The following is a 14,084-nucleotide window of genomic DNA, read 5'->3' as shown; positions in this document are numbered from 1 at the left end:
AACCCATGCGACGCCTTCTCCCGACCGCTTTCTCGCTGGCCCTCGTGCTGTTGGGCGCCGCCCTCCCCTCCTTCCCCGCCCTGGCCCAAAAAGTCGTGCGCGGTGAAACGCCCTACGCCACACGCCCCGACGCAATGCAGTTCGCCGACGACGTGGCCGCGCGGCGCAACCTCGATCGCGCCTGGGTGCGCAGCACCATCGGCAATGCGCGCTTCCTGCCGAACGTGCCGCGCCTGATGGTGCCGGCGCCTCGCGGCACCGCGAAGAACTGGCGCGTCTACCGCAGCCGCTTCATCGACCCGGTACGCATCGCCGCCGGCGTGCGCTTCTGGCGCGCCAACGCCGACATGCTGGCTCGCGCCGAGGCCGAGTACGGCGTGCCGGCGGAAATCATCGTCGGCATCGTCGGGGTCGAGACCATCTACGGCCGCAACATGGGCAACTTCCGAGTGATCGACGCGCTCGCCACGCTGGCCTTCGACTTCCCGCAGGCCCACCCGCGCGCGGCCGAGCGCCAGGCCTTCTTCCGCAGCGAGCTCGAAAGCTTCCTCAGCACCGAGAGCCGCACCGCCGAAGACCCGATGGTTCCGGTGGGCAGCTATGCCGGTGCCATGGGCATGCCCCAGTTCATGCCCAGCAGCATCGCCAAGTACGCAATCGACTTCGATGGCGACGACCGCATCGACCTGGTCAACAACCCGGCCGACGTCATCGGCTCGGTGGCCAGCTACTTCAAGGCTTTCGGCTGGCAGGCCGGCATGCCGCCGATCTACCCGGTGAGCTTCGATCCGGCGCGCCTCAAGAAAGACGTGCTGCTGGCGCCAGACATCGTTCCCACCTTCAGCGCCGACGCCTTCGTGGCCGGCGGCGCGGTGCTCGAGGGCGAGGCGCTGCGGCACAAGGGACTGCTGGCGCTGATCGAGCTGCCGAACGGCGAAGATGCGCCCACCTATGTGGCGGGCACGCAGAACTTCTACGTCATCACGCGCTACAACTGGAGCAGCAACTACGCGATGTCGGTGATCGAGCTCGGGCGCGAAATCCACACCGCGATGGAGGAGTGATGCAGGCCGTTGCGCGCCACGCCGCCTGGGTCGAAGCCTGGGATGCATTCGGCGTGGAGGCGCCCGGCGCCGCGCTTCTCGACACGCTGCTCGCGCGCTACAGCGAGCCGCACCGCGCCTACCACACGCTGCAGCATCTGGACGAATGCCTCGAAGGGCTGGCGCGCGAGCGCAGCCATGCCAAGCGCCCTGCGGAGATCGCGCTGGCCCTCTGGTTCCACGACGCCATCTACGACGTACATCGCCACGACAACGAGGAACGCAGCGCCGACTGGGCGCAGCAGGCATTGCGCGATGCAGGCGTGGATGCCGATGCGGCGCAGCGCGTGCATGCACTGGTGATGGCCACGCGTCACCAGGCGCAGCCCGAGGAAGCCGATGCGCAACTGCTGGTCGACATCGACCTCTCGATCCTCGGTGCGCCGGCGCCACGCTTCGCCGAGTACGAGCAGCAGATCCGATTCGAGTACGCGCACGTGCCGCCCGAGGTCTTCGAACCCCGTCGGCGCCAGATCCTCGGCAGCTTCCTCGCGCGCGACCCGCTCTATCTCACGCCGTCGGTCCGCGCGCGACTCGAGGCCCCGGCCCGCGTCAACCTGCAGCGCGCGATCGGCTGATCAAACGCCGAAGCCGCAGGCAGCAGGATGAGTTCGCGTCGTCCGACGCCTGGCGCGAGGCCAGCAAAGCCGCCGGCCCCAATGCAAAAAGGGCTGCCATGCCCGCGGCACGACAGCCCCTTCAGAAACGCCAGGACGCTCAGCGTGCCTTGCCTTCCTTCCACGCCGTCAGCAGCTTCTCGTAGTCGATGGTCTCGCCCTTGGGCTTCTCGTTGGCCAGCTTCTTCCAGGGCGCGTGCTCGTCGCTCAGCATCTTGGCGGGATCGCCCTTCGCCGCGAGCTTGGGCGCGCACTTGGCCATGCCGGCGCGCTCCAACCGGCCCATCACGTTGTCCATTTCCTCGGCCAGGTTGTCCATCGCCTTCTGCGGCGTCTTCTCGCCGGTGACTGCCTCGGCCACGTTCTTCCACCACAGTTGCGCGAGCTTCGGGTAGTCGGGCACGTTGGTGCCGGTCGGCGTCCATGCAATGCGCGCCGGGCTGCGGTAGAACTCGATCAGGCCGCCGTACTTGTTGGCGTTCTGGGTGAAGTAGTCGTGACGGATATCGCTCTCGCGGATGAAAGTGAGGCCCACCACGCTCTTCTTGGCCGAGACGGTCTTCGAAGTCACGAACTGCGCGTAGAGCCAAGCGGCCGCCGTCTTGTTGGCGTCATGGGCCTTGAAGAAGGTCCACGATCCCACGTCCTGGTAGCCGTTCTGCATGCCCTGCTTCCAGTACGGGCCGTTCGGGCCGGGCGCCATCCGCCACTTGGGCGAACCGTCGGCATTGACCACCGGCAGGCCCGGCTTGGTCATGTCGGCGGTGAAAGCCGTGTACCAGAAGATCTGCTGCGCGATCTGGCCCTGCGCCGGCACCGGCCCCGCCTCGCCGAAGGTCATGCCGGTGGCTTCCTTGGGCGCATATTTCTTCATCCAGTCGATGTACTTGGTGAGCGCATAGACGGCGGCCGGCGAGTTGGTTGCGCCGCCGCGCGCCACGCTGGCGCCGACCGGTGTGCACTTGTCGGCGGCGACCTTGATGCCCCATTCGTCGATCGGCATGCCGTTGGGAATGCCCTTGTCCGCGGTGCCCGCCATCGAAAGCCACGCATCCGTGAAGCGCCAGCCCAGCGACGGATCCTTCTTGCCGTAGTCCATGTGGCCGTAGATCGGCTTGCCGTCGATGGTCTTCACATCGACGCTGAAGAACTCGGCAATGTCTTCGTAGGCGCTCCAGTTCAGCGGCACGCCAAGGTCATAGCCGTACTTGGCCTTGAACTTGTCCTTCAGGTCCTGGCGCGCGAACAGGTCGGCGCGGAACCAGTAGAGGTTGGCGAACTGCTGGTCGGGAAGCTGGTAGAGCTGGCCGTCCGGCGCCGTGGTGAAGCTGGTGCCGATGAAATCCTTGACGTCCAGGCCCGGGTTGGTCCATTCCTTGCCAGCACCGGCCATGTAGTCGGTCAGCGACAGGATCTTGCCGTAGCGGTAGTGCGTGCCGATCAGGTCCGAATCGCTGATCCAGCCGTCGTAGATGGACTTTCCCGACTGCATCGAAGTCTGGAGCTTTTCGACCACATCACCTTCCTGGATGATGTCGTGCTTGACCTTGATCCCGGTGATCTCCTCGAAGGCCTTGGCCAAGGTCTTCGACTCGTACTCGTGCGTCGTGATCGTTTCCGACACCACCGAGATCTCGCGCACCCCCTTGGCCTGAAGCTTCTTCGCGGCGTCGATGAACCATTTCATCTCCGCGGTCTGCTGGTCCTTGCTCAGGGTCGACGGCTGGAATTCGCTGTCGATCCATTTCTTGGCCTCGGCCTCACCGGCCGAGGCGCTCTGCATCGCGAGCGCTGCCGCTGCGAGTGCCAGCGCTGTGTAGCGAATCTTCATGGATGTCTCCTCTAGGTGCTTCCCGGTGTTGTGCAGATCCCGGCCCCGGGAAAGCGAAGAGCCGGAGAGCTTAAAAGCAATGCGTGCTCAGCCTTTGCGCATGACGAGCGCCAGCACGAGCATCGACAGAACGAAACTGATCCAGATCGACGGCTCGGCCTCCAGCGCCAGCCACTCCTGGAGCTTGCCCGCGATGCCGATGAAGACCAGGTTGACGTAGGCCGCAATCAGCAGGCCGATGAAGAGCCGGTCGCCGCGCGTGGTTTCCATCGGCAGCCAGCCGCGGCGCAAGGTGGTGGGCGACTTGACTTCCCACATCGTCATGCCCACGAGCATCAGCGCGATGCAACTGAAGAAAACGGCCACCGGCGTGGTCCAGACCATCCATTCGAGCATTCCGAACTCCTTTCCACCTAGACCCGGCCCATCGCGAAGCCCTTCGCGATGTAGTGCCGCACGAACCAGATCACGATCGCGCCCGGCACGATCGTCAGCACGCCCGCGGCCGCCAGCGTCGCCCAGTCCATGCCGGACGCGCTCACCGTCCGCGTCATCGTCGCCACGATGGGCTTGGCGTTCACGCTGGTCAGCGTGCGCGCAAGCAGCAGTTCGACCCAGCTGAACATGAAGCAGAAGAAGGCCGCGACGCCGACGCCCGCCTTGATCAGCGGCAAGAAGATGGTGAGGAAGAAGCGCGGGAAGGAGTAGCCGTCGATGTAGGCCGTCTCGTCGATCTCGCGCGGGATGCCGCTCATGAAGCCTTCCAGGATCCACACCGCCAGCGGCACGTTGAAGAGCAGGTGCGCCAGTGCCACCCCCAGGTGCGTGTCCATCAGCCCGACGGTGGTGTAGAGCTGGAAGAAGGGCAGCAGGAACACCGCGGGCGGCGTCATGCGGTTGGTCAGCAACCAGAAGAAGACATGCTTGTCGCCGAGGAAGGAGTAGCGCGAGAAGGCATAGGCGGCCGGCAGCGCCACCGTGAGCGAGATGACGGTGTTGATGCCCACATAGATCAGGCTGTTGATGTAGCCCGAGTACCAGGACTCGTCGGTGAAGATGCGCGCGTAGTTGGCCCAGGTGAAATGCTGCGGGAAGAAGGAGAAGCTCGAAAGGATCTCCTCGTTGGTCTTGAAGCTCATGTTGATCATCCAGTAGATGGGCAACAGGGCGAACAGGATGTAGAGCAGCAGGAAGATGCTGCGCTTGCGGAATCTCTTCTCGTTCATTGCGGCTCCTCCACCCTCTGGGTCCCCACCCGCTGCATCCAGTTGTAGAGCACGAAGCAGAACAGCAGGATGATCAAGAAGTAGATCAGCGAGAACGCGGCCGCAGGCCCCAGGTCGAACTGACCCACGGCCTTCTGCGTGAGGTACTGGCTCAGGAAGGTGGTGGCGTTGCCCGGCCCGCCGCCGGTCAGCACGAAGGGCTCGGTGTAGATCATGAAGCTGTCCATGAAGCGCAGCAGCACCGCGATCATCAGCACGCCGCGCATCTTGGGCAGCTGGATGTAGCGGAACACGGCGAAGCGGCTGGCGCCGTCGATGCGCGCGGCTTGGTAGAAGGCGTCCGGGATGGAGCGCAGCCCGGCAAAGCACAGCAGCGCCACCAGCGGCGTCCAGTGCCAGACGTCCATCACCAGCACCGTGATCCAGGCATCCGTGGCGCTACCGGTGTAGTTGTAGTCGATGCCTAGCCTCTGCAGGGTCCAGCCGAGCAGGCCGATGTCGGCGCGGCCGTAGATCTGCCAGATGGTGCCGACCACGTTCCAGGGGATCAGCAGCGACAGCGCGATGATCACCAGCACGGCGGAAGACTTCCACCCGGTCGAGGGCATCGACAGGGCCAGGCAGATGCCGAGCGGGATCTCCACCAGCAGCACCGCCAACGAAAAGCCGAGCTGGCGCCAGAGCGCCGCATGCAGCTCGTCGTCGCGCATCACCGAGGCGAACCACTCGGTGCCGACGAAGACACGGCGCTCGGGCGAGATGATGTCCTGCACCGAGTAGTTGACCACCGTCATCAGCGGCACGATGGCCGAGAAGGCCACGCACAGCAGCACCGGCAGCACCAGCCACCAGGCCTTCTGGTTGATGGGCTTCGTGGTTCCGTTCATATCTGCCCCCACGCTCGGCACTTCGTGTCCTCGCTGCCCCCCAAGGGGACGCGAGCTTGCTTGAAGCGGTTCTGCGCTGCGCTCATGCGACCAGCTCCTCATCCCGATAGAAGCACGTGTGCGCGTCCACCACCTTCAGCCAGACCGGCTCGCCCGCCGCAGGCGCCTGGGCGTCGGAAGACAGCCGTGCCTTGATCACGCTCTCCCCCGCCCGCGCCGTCAGCATCTGGTGGGTACCCACGTCCTGCAGTTGCACGACGGTCGCCCCAAGCGCACCGGCCGCGTTCGGCTCGGCCAGCGTGACGTACTCAGGGCGGATGCCCAGCTTGAGCGCACCCTCCGGCAGCGCGCGCGGGGTCGTGAGCCGCATGCCCGCGACGTCGAGCGACCAGCCGCTGCTCTGCACCGGCAGGAAGTTCATGCCCGGCGAGCCGATGAAATGGCCGACGAAGGTATGGGCCGGCCGCTCGAACAGCGCATCGGCGCTGCCCACCTGCACCGCCTTGCCGCGCGTCATGACCATCACCTCCTCCGCGAAGGTCAGCGCCTCGACCTGGTCGTGCGTGACATAGATCAGCGTGAGCTTGAGCTCGCGATGGATCTGCTTGAGCTTGCGCCGCAGCTGCCACTTGAGGTTGGGATCGATCACGGTCAGCGGCTCGTCGAAGAGCACGGCCGACACATCGCTGCGCACCAGCCCGCGGCCCAGCGAGATCTTCTGCTTGGCATCGGCCGCGAGCCCTGCGGCGCGCTGGTTGAGCTGGCCGCTCATGTCGAGCATCTCGGCGATCTCGCCCACGCGCTTCCTGATCTGCTCGGCGGGCATCTTCCGGTTGCGCAAGGGAAAGGCGAGGTTTTCGGCCACGGTCATCGTGTCGTAGATCACCGGGAACTGAAACACCTGCGCGATGTTGCGCTCCTGCGGCGACGCATGCGTGACATCGCGCCCATCGAAGCTGACCGTGCCGCGCGACGGCGCCAGCAGGCCCGAGATGATGTTGAGCATGGTGGTCTTGCCGCAGCCCGAGGGGCCGAGCAAGGCGTAGGCGCCGCCGTCGCGGAAGCTCATCGTGAGCGGCAGCAGCGCATAGTCGCTGTCCTGCGTCGGATTGGGCCGGTAGGCATGGGCCAGGTCGAGGTCGATGCGTGCCACGTTCAGGCTCCCTGTCTGCGCCAGGCCGGCGCGACGGCCAGGCGTTCGGCGGAGTCGAACACATAGGCTTGCGTCGCCGGAAAGTAGAGCGTGATGGCGGCCCCGAGCTCGAAACGGTGCACGCCCGTCAGCTGTGCCACCAGGTCGCCTACCGGGGTCTCGACGTGCACGAAGGTGTCGGAGCCCGAGATCTCGGCCAGTTCGACCTTGCCGGGAATGGCGATATCGCCCTCGCCCGGCCGCACGTCGAGGGCGCTGGCGCGCAGGCCCATGGTGACGGCCCCATCGACGCCGGCCGACAGAGTGACCGGCACCAGCGGGCCGCTGGACAGCTGCACGCCATCGGCCGCCACGCGCCCGGCCAGCAGGTTCATCGGCGGGTCGCTGAAGGCGCGCGCCACGCGCAGCGACTGCGGCGCGTGGAAGACTTCGGCAGTCGGGCCGTACTGCAGCAGCTCACCCGCATCCATCACCGCCGTGTAGCCACCGAGCAGCAATGCCTCGCCCGGCTCGGTCGTGGCGTAGATCACGGTGGAGTCGCCGGTAGCGAAGAGCTGCGTGAGCTCTTCGCGCAGGCCTTCGCGCAGCTTGTAGTCGAGGTTGACCAGCGGCTCGTCGAGCAGCACCAGCGGTGCGTTCTTGGCCAGCGCCCGGGCCAGCGCCACCCGCTGCTGCTGGCCGCCGGAGAGCTCGGCCGGGTAGCGGTCGAGGAACATGCCGATGCTCAGCTTTTCGGCCAGCTCGCGCACGCGGGCGTCGATGTTCTTCTCGCCGCGCAGCTTGAGCGGCGAGCCGATGTTCTCGGCCACCTTGAGCGAGGGGTAGTTGATGAACTGCTGGTACACCATCGCCACGTTGCGCTCGCGCACCGGCACGCCGGTCACGTTCCTGCCGTCGACCAGGACCAGGCCCGAGCTGGGCGTGTCGAGCCCGGCCATCAGCCGCATCAGGCTCGTCTTGCCGGCCTGCGTGGCGCCGAGCAGCACCGTCACCGCGCCGTGCCGCGGCGCGATGCTCTGCTCGTGGAGCCAGGTCTGCGCACCCACCTTCTTGGTGACGCGCTCCAGTGTCAGTTGCATGCAACTCCTTCCTGCTGCCTGGGGGTACGCGCCTGCTGCTTCATCCAGTCAGCAACGCGCTCGCGTTCCTCCGGCGTGTAGTGCAGGCCGAGCTTGGAGCGCCGCCACAGCACGTCCTCCGCGCTGCACGCCCATTCCTCGTCCTGCAGGTAGCGCAGCTCGCGCTCGTGCAGGCCGGGTGCGACGGCCTCGCCCAAGTCATTCATCGATTGCGCATCGCCAATCACCGTCGCGATGCGTGCGCCGTAAGCGCGCGAGAGGCGGCGCGCCAGCTCAGCGTCGAGCCAGGGGTGCTTCGCGCGAACCGCCGCCACGAAGCGCTCGAAGTCTTCGTCCGGCCGGGTGGCGGGGCCGATCCAGCCAGACAGGTCTCCGCCGGCCAGGAAGGCGCCCTCGGTCCAGGCCGCGCGCGATTCGCCCAGCATGCGGCCCACCTCGTCTGCCGCGTCCTCGGAGAGCTTGCGAAAGGTCGTGATCTTGCCGCCCCACACCGACAGCAGCGGCGCCGCGGTGGTGTTCGATTCGAGCATGTAGTCGCGCGTGACCGCGGACGGATCGCCCGAGGCATCGTCGAGCAGCGGGCGCACGCCGGAGTAGGTCCAGGCCACGTCCGCCGGCGCGACCGGCTTCTCCAGATAGCGGCTGGCCTGGGTACAGAGATACTCGATCTCGTCCGCGCCGATGCGCGCCGCGCCCGGGTCGTCGCCACTGAGTTCGATGTCGGTCGTGCCGATCAGCGTGAAGGCGTCCTGGTAGGGAATCGCGAAGATGATGCGCTTGTCGGGGTTCTGGAAGATGTAGGCGTGGTCGTGGGTGAAGAGGCGCGGCACCACGATGTGGCTGCCCTTGACCAGGCGCAGGTGCCTGGTGGCCAGCGCCTCGCCGTCGGCTGGCCGCGCCACGCCGCGCAAGAAGGACTCGGCCCAGGGCCCGGCGGCATTCACCACCGCGCGCGCCCGCACGGTGCGCCGACCGGCCGGACCGTCGAGCATCGCCGTCCAGCCATCGGCATCGCGCTGCGCGCCGAGGCAGCGCGTGCGCGTCAGCACCTCGGCACCCCTGGCGCGCGCATCCAGCGCATTGAGCACGACCAGGCGCGCATCGTCGACCCAGCCATCCGAATACACGAAGCCGCGCTTGAACTGCGGCTTGAGCGGCACACCGGCCGCGTGCGCGCGCAGGTCGACCGAGCGCGAGCCCGGCAGCACTTCGCGCCGGGCCAGGTGGTCATACAGGAACAGGCCGATGCGCACCATCCAGGCTGGCCGCATCGACGGGTCGTGCGGCATCACGAAGCGCAGCGGCCACATGATGTGCGGGGCGCTGCGCAGCAGCACCTCACGCTCCTGCAGCGCTTTGCGCACCAGCGAGAACTCGTAGTACTCGAGGTAGCGCAGGCCGCCATGGATCAGCTTGGTAGAAGACGAAGAGGTGTGCGCCGCGAGGTCGTCCTGCTCGCACAGCAGCACCCGCCAGCCGCGGCCTGCCAGGTCGCGCGCGATGCCGCAGCCATTGATGCCGCCACCCACGATCAGCACGTCGCAGGCGGCCGCAGCGGCCGACGAGGATGAAAAAGTTGCGCTCACGGTCTGAGGTTGGATGGTTCGATCTCCGCTCGAGGCGTCTTCGGTTTTTTTCATTTTGGTTCCTTATGGCGCGATTTTCCTACTCGTTAACCCTTGCGTCCATTCGTTTTCTTTCGTTCTAAAGTAGCGCGCCCTGCGCTCTGTTCCATTTGCGTGAATTCGAATCCCCGACAACTCAAGCTCCTCAACACCGTGCGCACGCGCGGCTCGGTCACCGTCGAACAGCTCGCCGACATGCTCGGCGTGACGCTGCAGACGGTGCGACGCGACGTGCAGCGCCTGGCGGACGAGGGGCTGCTCAGGCGCTTCCATGGGGGCGTGCGGGTGCCGAGCTCGACCACCGAGAACATCGGCTACCAGCAGCGAGAAAACCTGCATGCCGAAGGCAAGGCGCGCATCGCGCGCGCCGTGGCGGCGCGCGTGCCGAACGACTGCTCGCTGATCCTCAACATCGGCACCACCACGGAGGCGATCGCCAAGGCCTTGCTGCAGCACACCGGCCTGCGCGTGATCACCAACAACCTCAATGTGGCCACCATCCTGAGCGACAACCCGAACTGCGAGGTGATCGTGGCCGGCGGCTCGGTGCGGTTGCGGGACCGCGCGATCGTGGGCGAGGCCACGGTCGATTTCATCCGCCAGTTCAAGGTCGACATCGCGCTGATCGGCGTCTCCAGCATCGAGGCCGACGGCACGCTGCGCGACTTCGACCTGCGCGAGGTGAAGGTGGCGCAGACCATCATTGCGCAGGCGCGCGAGGTCTGGCTCGCGGCCGACGCGAGCAAGTTCAACCGCCCTGCCATGATCGAGCTGGCGACGCTGTCGCAGATCGACTGCCTGTTCACCGACGCGGCGCCGCCGCCGCCCTTCCCCGAGCTGCTCGAGCGCGCACAGGTCCGTTGCGAGATCGCGCGCGAACACTGATCCAAGAGGTTTTCCCATGACCTACCTGCTCGCCCTCGACCAGGGCACCTCCAGCTCCCGCAGCATCGTGTTCGACCGCGAAGGGCGCATCGTCGCCCTGGCCCAGAAAGAGCTCACGCAGATCTACCCGCAGCCCGGCTGGGTCGAGCACGACCCGATGGAGATCTGGCGAAGCCAGCTCGCCACCGCGCACGAGGTGCTGGCCAAGGCGAAGCTGAAGGCGGGCGACATCCATGCGATCGGCATCACCAACCAGCGCGAGACCACCGTGCTGTGGAACCGCAGGACGGGGCAGCCGGTGCATCACGCCATCGTCTGGCAGGATCGCCGCGCGGAGCCGCTGTGCGCGAAGCTGCGCGAGGACGGCATGACCGGCACCATCCAGGAGAAGACCGGCCTGGTGATCGACGCCTACTTCTCCGCCACCAAGCTGCGATGGTTGCTCGACAACGTGCCGGGCGTGCGCGCAGCAGCCGAGCGCGGCGAGCTGGCCTTCGGCACCGTCGACAGCTGGTTGATATGGCAACTGACCGGCGGCAAGCAGCACGTGAGCGATGTCACCAACGCCTCGCGCACCATGCTCTTCAACGTGCATACGCACCAGTGGGATGCGGACCTGCTCAAGGCGCTGGACATCCCCGCCTCGCTGATGCCCGAGGTCAAGCCGTCGAGCACGCATTTCGCCGACACCGATGCCGGCCTTTTCGACTGCCCGCTGCCCATCGGCGGCGTGGCCGGCGACCAGCAGAGCGCGCTCTTCGGCCAGGCCTGCTTCGAGGCGGGCATGGCCAAGAACACCTACGGCACCGGCTGCTTTCTGCTGATGCACACCGGCGGCGACTTCCAGCCTTCGCACAACGGCCTGCTCGTGACCAGCGCCGCACAGACGGTCGGCATGCCACCGCAGTACGCGATGGAGGGCAGCGTCTTCGTCGGCGGCGCGGTGGTGCAGTGGCTGCGCGATGGCTTGAAAGCCATCCAGGGCAGCGCCCAGGTGCAGGCGCTGGCCGAGAGCGTGCCCGATGCGGGCGGCGTGATGATGGTGCCCGCCTTCACCGGGCTCGGCGCGCCCTACTGGAACGCCGATGCGCGCGGCACCATCACCGGCCTGACGCGCGGCACGACCGTGGCGCACATTGCGCGCGCGGCGCTGGAGAGCATCGCCTACCAGAGCGCCGCGCTGCTGCAGGCGATGAGCCGCGACGCCATGGCAGCGGGCGGCAAGCCGGTGGCGGAACTGCGGGTGGATGGTGGTGCGGCCGTCAACGACCTGCTGATGCAGTTCCAGGCGGATCTGCTGGGGATTCCGGTGGTGCGGCCGGAGGTCATCGAGACCACGGCGCTCGGCGCCGCCTACCTTGCGGGGCTTTCGACGGGCGTGTACCGCGACACGGGAGAGCTGTCGAAGCAGTGGCGGGTGGAGCGGCGCTTCATTCCGACGTTGAGCCGGGAGAAGGCTGAGGAGAAGATGGGGCGCTGGGAGCTAGCGGTGCGGAGGGCGACGCTGGTTTGAACGAGGCTCGGTGCCGCGACAAACCGAGCACGATGCGAACGCCGTCCGGGTTGAGGTCCATCAGTTCGACCGCGGGAGATCACTTCACCCACTCCCACAAGGCGAATCCAATCGCTCCCAACAGCGCTGCCACCGCCGCAACGCCGACAGCCCACAACAGAACTATCTCCAGCCACACAAGTTGCCGATGCCGCCGCTCCCCAGCCGCGTCCTCACCGAGAAACCACGCCACGACGAGGATCGTCACGGCGACGCTCAGCCAGAGGCCGAGGGGAACGTCTCCCATTCCCATACCCACGTCCATATCCACCTCCTCTTCTCTTTTCGCATTGATTCAACGTTCCCGCAGACTGTCGCTCGCCGCGTGCTGCACGGGACTCAGCAGGCACTCACTCGATGATCCGCCTCTTGCCCGTCTTGATCTCCGCCATCAGATTCATCCCCCCGGCCCAGCTTGACTGGTTGGCCTCGATATCGACATGGCTGCGCTCCAGTACCAGCTTCACCGGAAAGATCGCGCCGCGCTGCTCTCGTTCACTGCATCGGCGGGTACCGTGCGCACGATGGCAGCCACGGTGCCGTAGCGCGTGAACGGGAAGGTCTCAACTTGAGCTCGGACCGCTGGCCTTGTCGATCGGCTGCCGTGCGATAAGGGCATCGCAGCGCGCGCTGCGTCAAATGCCAACTCCCCGAGCCTTGCGATGTGTGGCGGGGAAGATAGCCGAAGCCTGGGGGAGCGGCACCCCTCCAGAAGTCGATAGTTGAAACCGATAAGACTTGCGCCTTACCGCAGTCGGACCTGCCGCCGACTTGGGATTAATCCCTTCAGTGCCCCGGCACCAGGAAGTCCTGGCTGATGCGCCACCCCAGGTCGTTCACCCGGTCGAGAAACTGTGTGAGATAGGCGTGCAGTCCTGTCGCGAGGATCTCGTCGACGACGGCGTACTGCAGGTCGGCGAGCAGCTTGCCGGCACGCCGCTGGGTCTCGGCGCTCTGGTCGTTCTTCACTTTCTCGAGATCGTTCACCACCTCGATCAGGCTGGCGTGCAGCGAGCGCGGCATGTCGGGGCGCAGGATCAGCAGCTCGGCCACGCGCTCGGGCTTGATCACGTCGCGGTATACCTTGCGGTAGACCTCGAAGGCCGAGACGCTGCGCAGGATCGCGCTCCAGTGATAGAAGTCGTACTCCTGGTCCTCCTCGGTGGCGGTGCCGAAGAACTCGCTGTTGAGCGCGTGGAACTTCACGTCGACCAGGCGCGCGGTGTTGTCGGCGCGCTCGATGAAGGTGCCCAGACGCGAGAAGTGAAAGGCCTCGTCCTGCAGCATGGTGCCCACGGTCACGCCGCGCGAGAGATGCGAGCGGAACTTGACCCACTCGAAGAACTGCCCCGGGTCGCGCTCGAAGTCGCCGGCGCGCAGCATGCGATTGACCTCGAGCCAGGTGGTGTTCTGCGTTTCCCACGATTCGGTGGTGAGCGCGCCCCGAACGGCCCGCGCGTTCTCGCGCGCGGCACGCAGGCAAGAGAGGATCGACGACGAATTCGACTCGTCCTTGACCATGAACTCCATGACCCGGTCGGGCGTGATCTGGTCGTACTTCTCGTTGAAGGCGGGCAGCAGTTCGCTGATCGACAACAGGCCCTGCCAGCCGTACTTGGCGACCTCGGCCGATTGCGGCAAAAGCGAGGTCTGGTAATTGACGTCGAGCATGCGGGCGGTGTTTTCGGCCCGCTCGGTGTAGCGCGACATCCAGTAGAGGTGATCGGCGGTGCGTGAGAGCATGTGGCGGTTCCCTGTAATGGCCTCAAACCCCGAAAGCGCTATCGCGCTTTGGCGTGTTTTGGTGGCGACATGACAAGCGCTTCGCGCAGTTGTCAGTCGCCCCCGCGAATGCCTTCGGCATATCGCCGGCCCGCTCGGTGTAGCGCGACATCCAGTAGAGGTGATCGGCGGTGCGTGAAAGCATGTGGCGGTTCCCTGTAATGGCCTCAAACCCCGAAAGCGCTATCGCGCTTTGGCGTGTTTTGGTGGCGACATGACAAGCGCTTCGCGCAGTTGTCAGTCGCCCCCGCGAATGCCTTCGGCATATCGCCGGCCCGCTCGGTGTAGCGCGACATCCAGTAGAGGTGATCGGCGGTGCGTGACAACATGGCAGATGCTCTCCT

General features: G+C 66.2%; 15 protein-coding genes. 4 read left to right on the top strand and 11 right to left on the bottom strand.

Annotated features, from left to right (window positions below):
- Positions 1-5 precede the first annotated feature (5 nt).
- Together mltB and G3W89_RS13015 are read left to right on the top strand one after the other, a co-directional pair.
- The gene (gene mltB / locus G3W89_RS13020; RefSeq protein WP_162574474.1) at positions 6-1,064 is read left to right on the top strand and encodes a lytic murein transglycosylase B; all 1,059 of its coding nucleotides are present in this window, start codon (positions 6-8) and stop codon (positions 1,062-1,064) included.
- On the top strand, positions 1,064-1,681 hold the full coding sequence (locus G3W89_RS13015; RefSeq protein ID WP_162574473.1) for an HD domain-containing protein: 618 nt from the start codon (positions 1,064-1,066) through the stop codon (positions 1,679-1,681). The genes mltB and G3W89_RS13015 overlap by 1 nt, the downstream gene beginning before the upstream one ends.
- Positions 1,682-1,820: 139 nt before the next feature.
- On the opposite strand, the gene G3W89_RS13010 is transcribed toward G3W89_RS13015, so the two are convergent.
- From G3W89_RS13010 to glpD, 7 genes are all read right to left on the bottom strand, one after another.
- Positions 1,821-3,551: an ABC transporter substrate-binding protein gene (locus G3W89_RS13010; protein ID WP_162574472.1), complete on the bottom strand. Its 1,731-nt coding sequence runs from the start codon at positions 3,549-3,551 to the stop codon at positions 1,821-1,823.
- An 87-nt stretch (positions 3,552-3,638) separates the two neighbouring features.
- Positions 3,639-3,947: a DUF2160 domain-containing protein gene (locus tag G3W89_RS13005; RefSeq protein WP_162574471.1), complete on the bottom strand. Its 309-nt coding sequence runs from the start codon at positions 3,945-3,947 to the stop codon at positions 3,639-3,641.
- A 17-nt stretch (positions 3,948-3,964) separates the two neighbouring features.
- Positions 3,965-4,777 (bottom strand): carbohydrate ABC transporter permease, encoded by an 813-nt coding sequence (locus G3W89_RS13000; RefSeq protein WP_162574470.1) that lies wholly within the window; start codon positions 4,775-4,777, stop codon positions 3,965-3,967.
- Positions 4,774-5,664, bottom strand: coding sequence for a carbohydrate ABC transporter permease (locus tag G3W89_RS12995; protein WP_162574469.1), 891 nt, complete (start codon positions 5,662-5,664; stop codon positions 4,774-4,776). Before G3W89_RS12995 ends, G3W89_RS13000 begins: the two co-directional genes overlap by 4 nt.
- A gap of 82 nt (positions 5,665-5,746) precedes the next feature.
- Entirely contained in the window at positions 5,747-6,817 is a 1,071-nt protein-coding gene (locus G3W89_RS12990) for an ABC transporter ATP-binding protein (RefSeq protein WP_162574468.1), read from the bottom strand.
- Between the two features lie 2 nt (positions 6,818-6,819).
- Positions 6,820-7,896: an ABC transporter ATP-binding protein gene (locus tag G3W89_RS12985; protein ID WP_162574467.1), complete on the bottom strand. Its 1,077-nt coding sequence runs from the start codon at positions 7,894-7,896 to the stop codon at positions 6,820-6,822.
- A complete protein-coding gene (glpD, locus tag G3W89_RS12980; protein WP_162574466.1) occupies positions 7,887-9,536 on the bottom strand; it encodes a glycerol-3-phosphate dehydrogenase in 1,650 nt (549 codons plus the stop codon). The genes G3W89_RS12985 and glpD overlap by 10 nt, the downstream gene beginning before the upstream one ends.
- A 99-nt stretch (positions 9,537-9,635) precedes the next feature.
- On the opposite strand from glpD, the gene G3W89_RS12975 reads away from it, so the two are divergent.
- Complete coding sequence (locus G3W89_RS12975; protein ID WP_162574465.1) at positions 9,636-10,406, top strand: DeoR/GlpR family DNA-binding transcription regulator; 771 nt, start codon at positions 9,636-9,638, stop codon at positions 10,404-10,406.
- Between the two features lie 16 nt (positions 10,407-10,422).
- Positions 10,423-11,919, top strand: a complete 1,497-nt coding sequence (gene glpK / locus G3W89_RS12970) for a glycerol kinase GlpK (RefSeq protein WP_162574464.1) — start codon at positions 10,423-10,425, stop codon at positions 11,917-11,919.
- Positions 11,920-11,998: 79 nt separating this feature from the next.
- Here the strand turns inward: glpK and G3W89_RS12965 are convergent, their stop codons facing one another.
- The 4 genes from G3W89_RS12965 to G3W89_RS33675 all read right to left on the bottom strand — a co-directional run bounded on the left by G3W89_RS12965 (position 11,999) and on the right by G3W89_RS33675 (position 14,069).
- Positions 11,999-12,223 (bottom strand): hypothetical protein, encoded by a 225-nt coding sequence (locus G3W89_RS12965; RefSeq protein WP_162574463.1) that lies wholly within the window; start codon positions 12,221-12,223, stop codon positions 11,999-12,001.
- A gap of 521 nt (positions 12,224-12,744) precedes the next feature.
- Positions 12,745-13,701 carry an alpha-E domain-containing protein gene (locus tag G3W89_RS12960; RefSeq protein WP_162574462.1) on the bottom strand — a complete coding sequence of 319 codons (957 nt, stop codon included), beginning with the start codon at positions 13,699-13,701 and terminating at the stop codon, positions 12,745-12,747.
- A 22-nt stretch (positions 13,702-13,723) separates the two neighbouring features.
- Positions 13,724-13,885 (bottom strand): alpha-E domain-containing protein, encoded by a 162-nt coding sequence (locus G3W89_RS33680; protein ID WP_162574461.1) that lies wholly within the window; start codon positions 13,883-13,885, stop codon positions 13,724-13,726.
- Positions 13,886-13,907: 22 nt separating this feature from the next.
- Positions 13,908-14,069, bottom strand: a complete 162-nt coding sequence (locus G3W89_RS33675) for an alpha-E domain-containing protein (protein ID WP_162574461.1) — start codon at positions 14,067-14,069, stop codon at positions 13,908-13,910.
- Between the last annotated feature and the right edge of the window lie 15 nt (positions 14,070-14,084).

Source organism: Variovorax sp. PBL-H6 (genome assembly GCF_901827155.1).
Taxonomy (GTDB): Bacteria; Pseudomonadota; Gammaproteobacteria; order Burkholderiales; family Burkholderiaceae_C; genus Variovorax.
Note: the sequence above shows the minus strand (reverse complement) of the source record. Positions and strands in the feature narration are given on the sequence as shown.

Coding starts and splice junctions, on each gene's coding strand:
- mltB (WP_162574474.1), top strand. CDS start 6: ATGCGACGCCTTCTCCCGACCGCTTTCTCGCTGGCCCTCGTGCTGTTG.
- G3W89_RS13015 (WP_162574473.1), top strand. CDS start 1,064: ATGCAGGCCGTTGCGCGCCACGCCGCCTGGGTCGAAGCCTGGGATGCA.
- G3W89_RS13010 (WP_162574472.1), bottom strand. CDS start 3,551: ATGAAGATTCGCTACACAGCGCTGGCACTCGCAGCGGCAGCGCTCGCG.
- G3W89_RS13005 (WP_162574471.1), bottom strand. CDS start 3,947: ATGCTCGAATGGATGGTCTGGACCACGCCGGTGGCCGTTTTCTTCAGT.
- G3W89_RS13000 (WP_162574470.1), bottom strand. CDS start 4,777: ATGAACGAGAAGAGATTCCGCAAGCGCAGCATCTTCCTGCTGCTCTAC.
- G3W89_RS12995 (WP_162574469.1), bottom strand. CDS start 5,664: ATGAACGGAACCACGAAGCCCATCAACCAGAAGGCCTGGTGGCTGGTG.
- G3W89_RS12985 (WP_162574467.1), bottom strand. CDS start 7,896: ATGCAACTGACACTGGAGCGCGTCACCAAGAAGGTGGGTGCGCAGACC.
- glpD (WP_162574466.1), bottom strand. CDS start 9,536: ATGAAAAAAACCGAAGACGCCTCGAGCGGAGATCGAACCATCCAACCT.
- glpK (WP_162574464.1), top strand. CDS start 10,423: ATGACCTACCTGCTCGCCCTCGACCAGGGCACCTCCAGCTCCCGCAGC.
- G3W89_RS12965 (WP_162574463.1), bottom strand. CDS start 12,223: ATGGACGTGGGTATGGGAATGGGAGACGTTCCCCTCGGCCTCTGGCTG.
- G3W89_RS12960 (WP_162574462.1), bottom strand. CDS start 13,701: ATGCTCTCACGCACCGCCGATCACCTCTACTGGATGTCGCGCTACACC.
- G3W89_RS33680 (WP_162574461.1), bottom strand. CDS start 13,885: ATGCTTTCACGCACCGCCGATCACCTCTACTGGATGTCGCGCTACACC.
- G3W89_RS33675 (WP_162574461.1), bottom strand. CDS start 14,069: ATGTTGTCACGCACCGCCGATCACCTCTACTGGATGTCGCGCTACACC.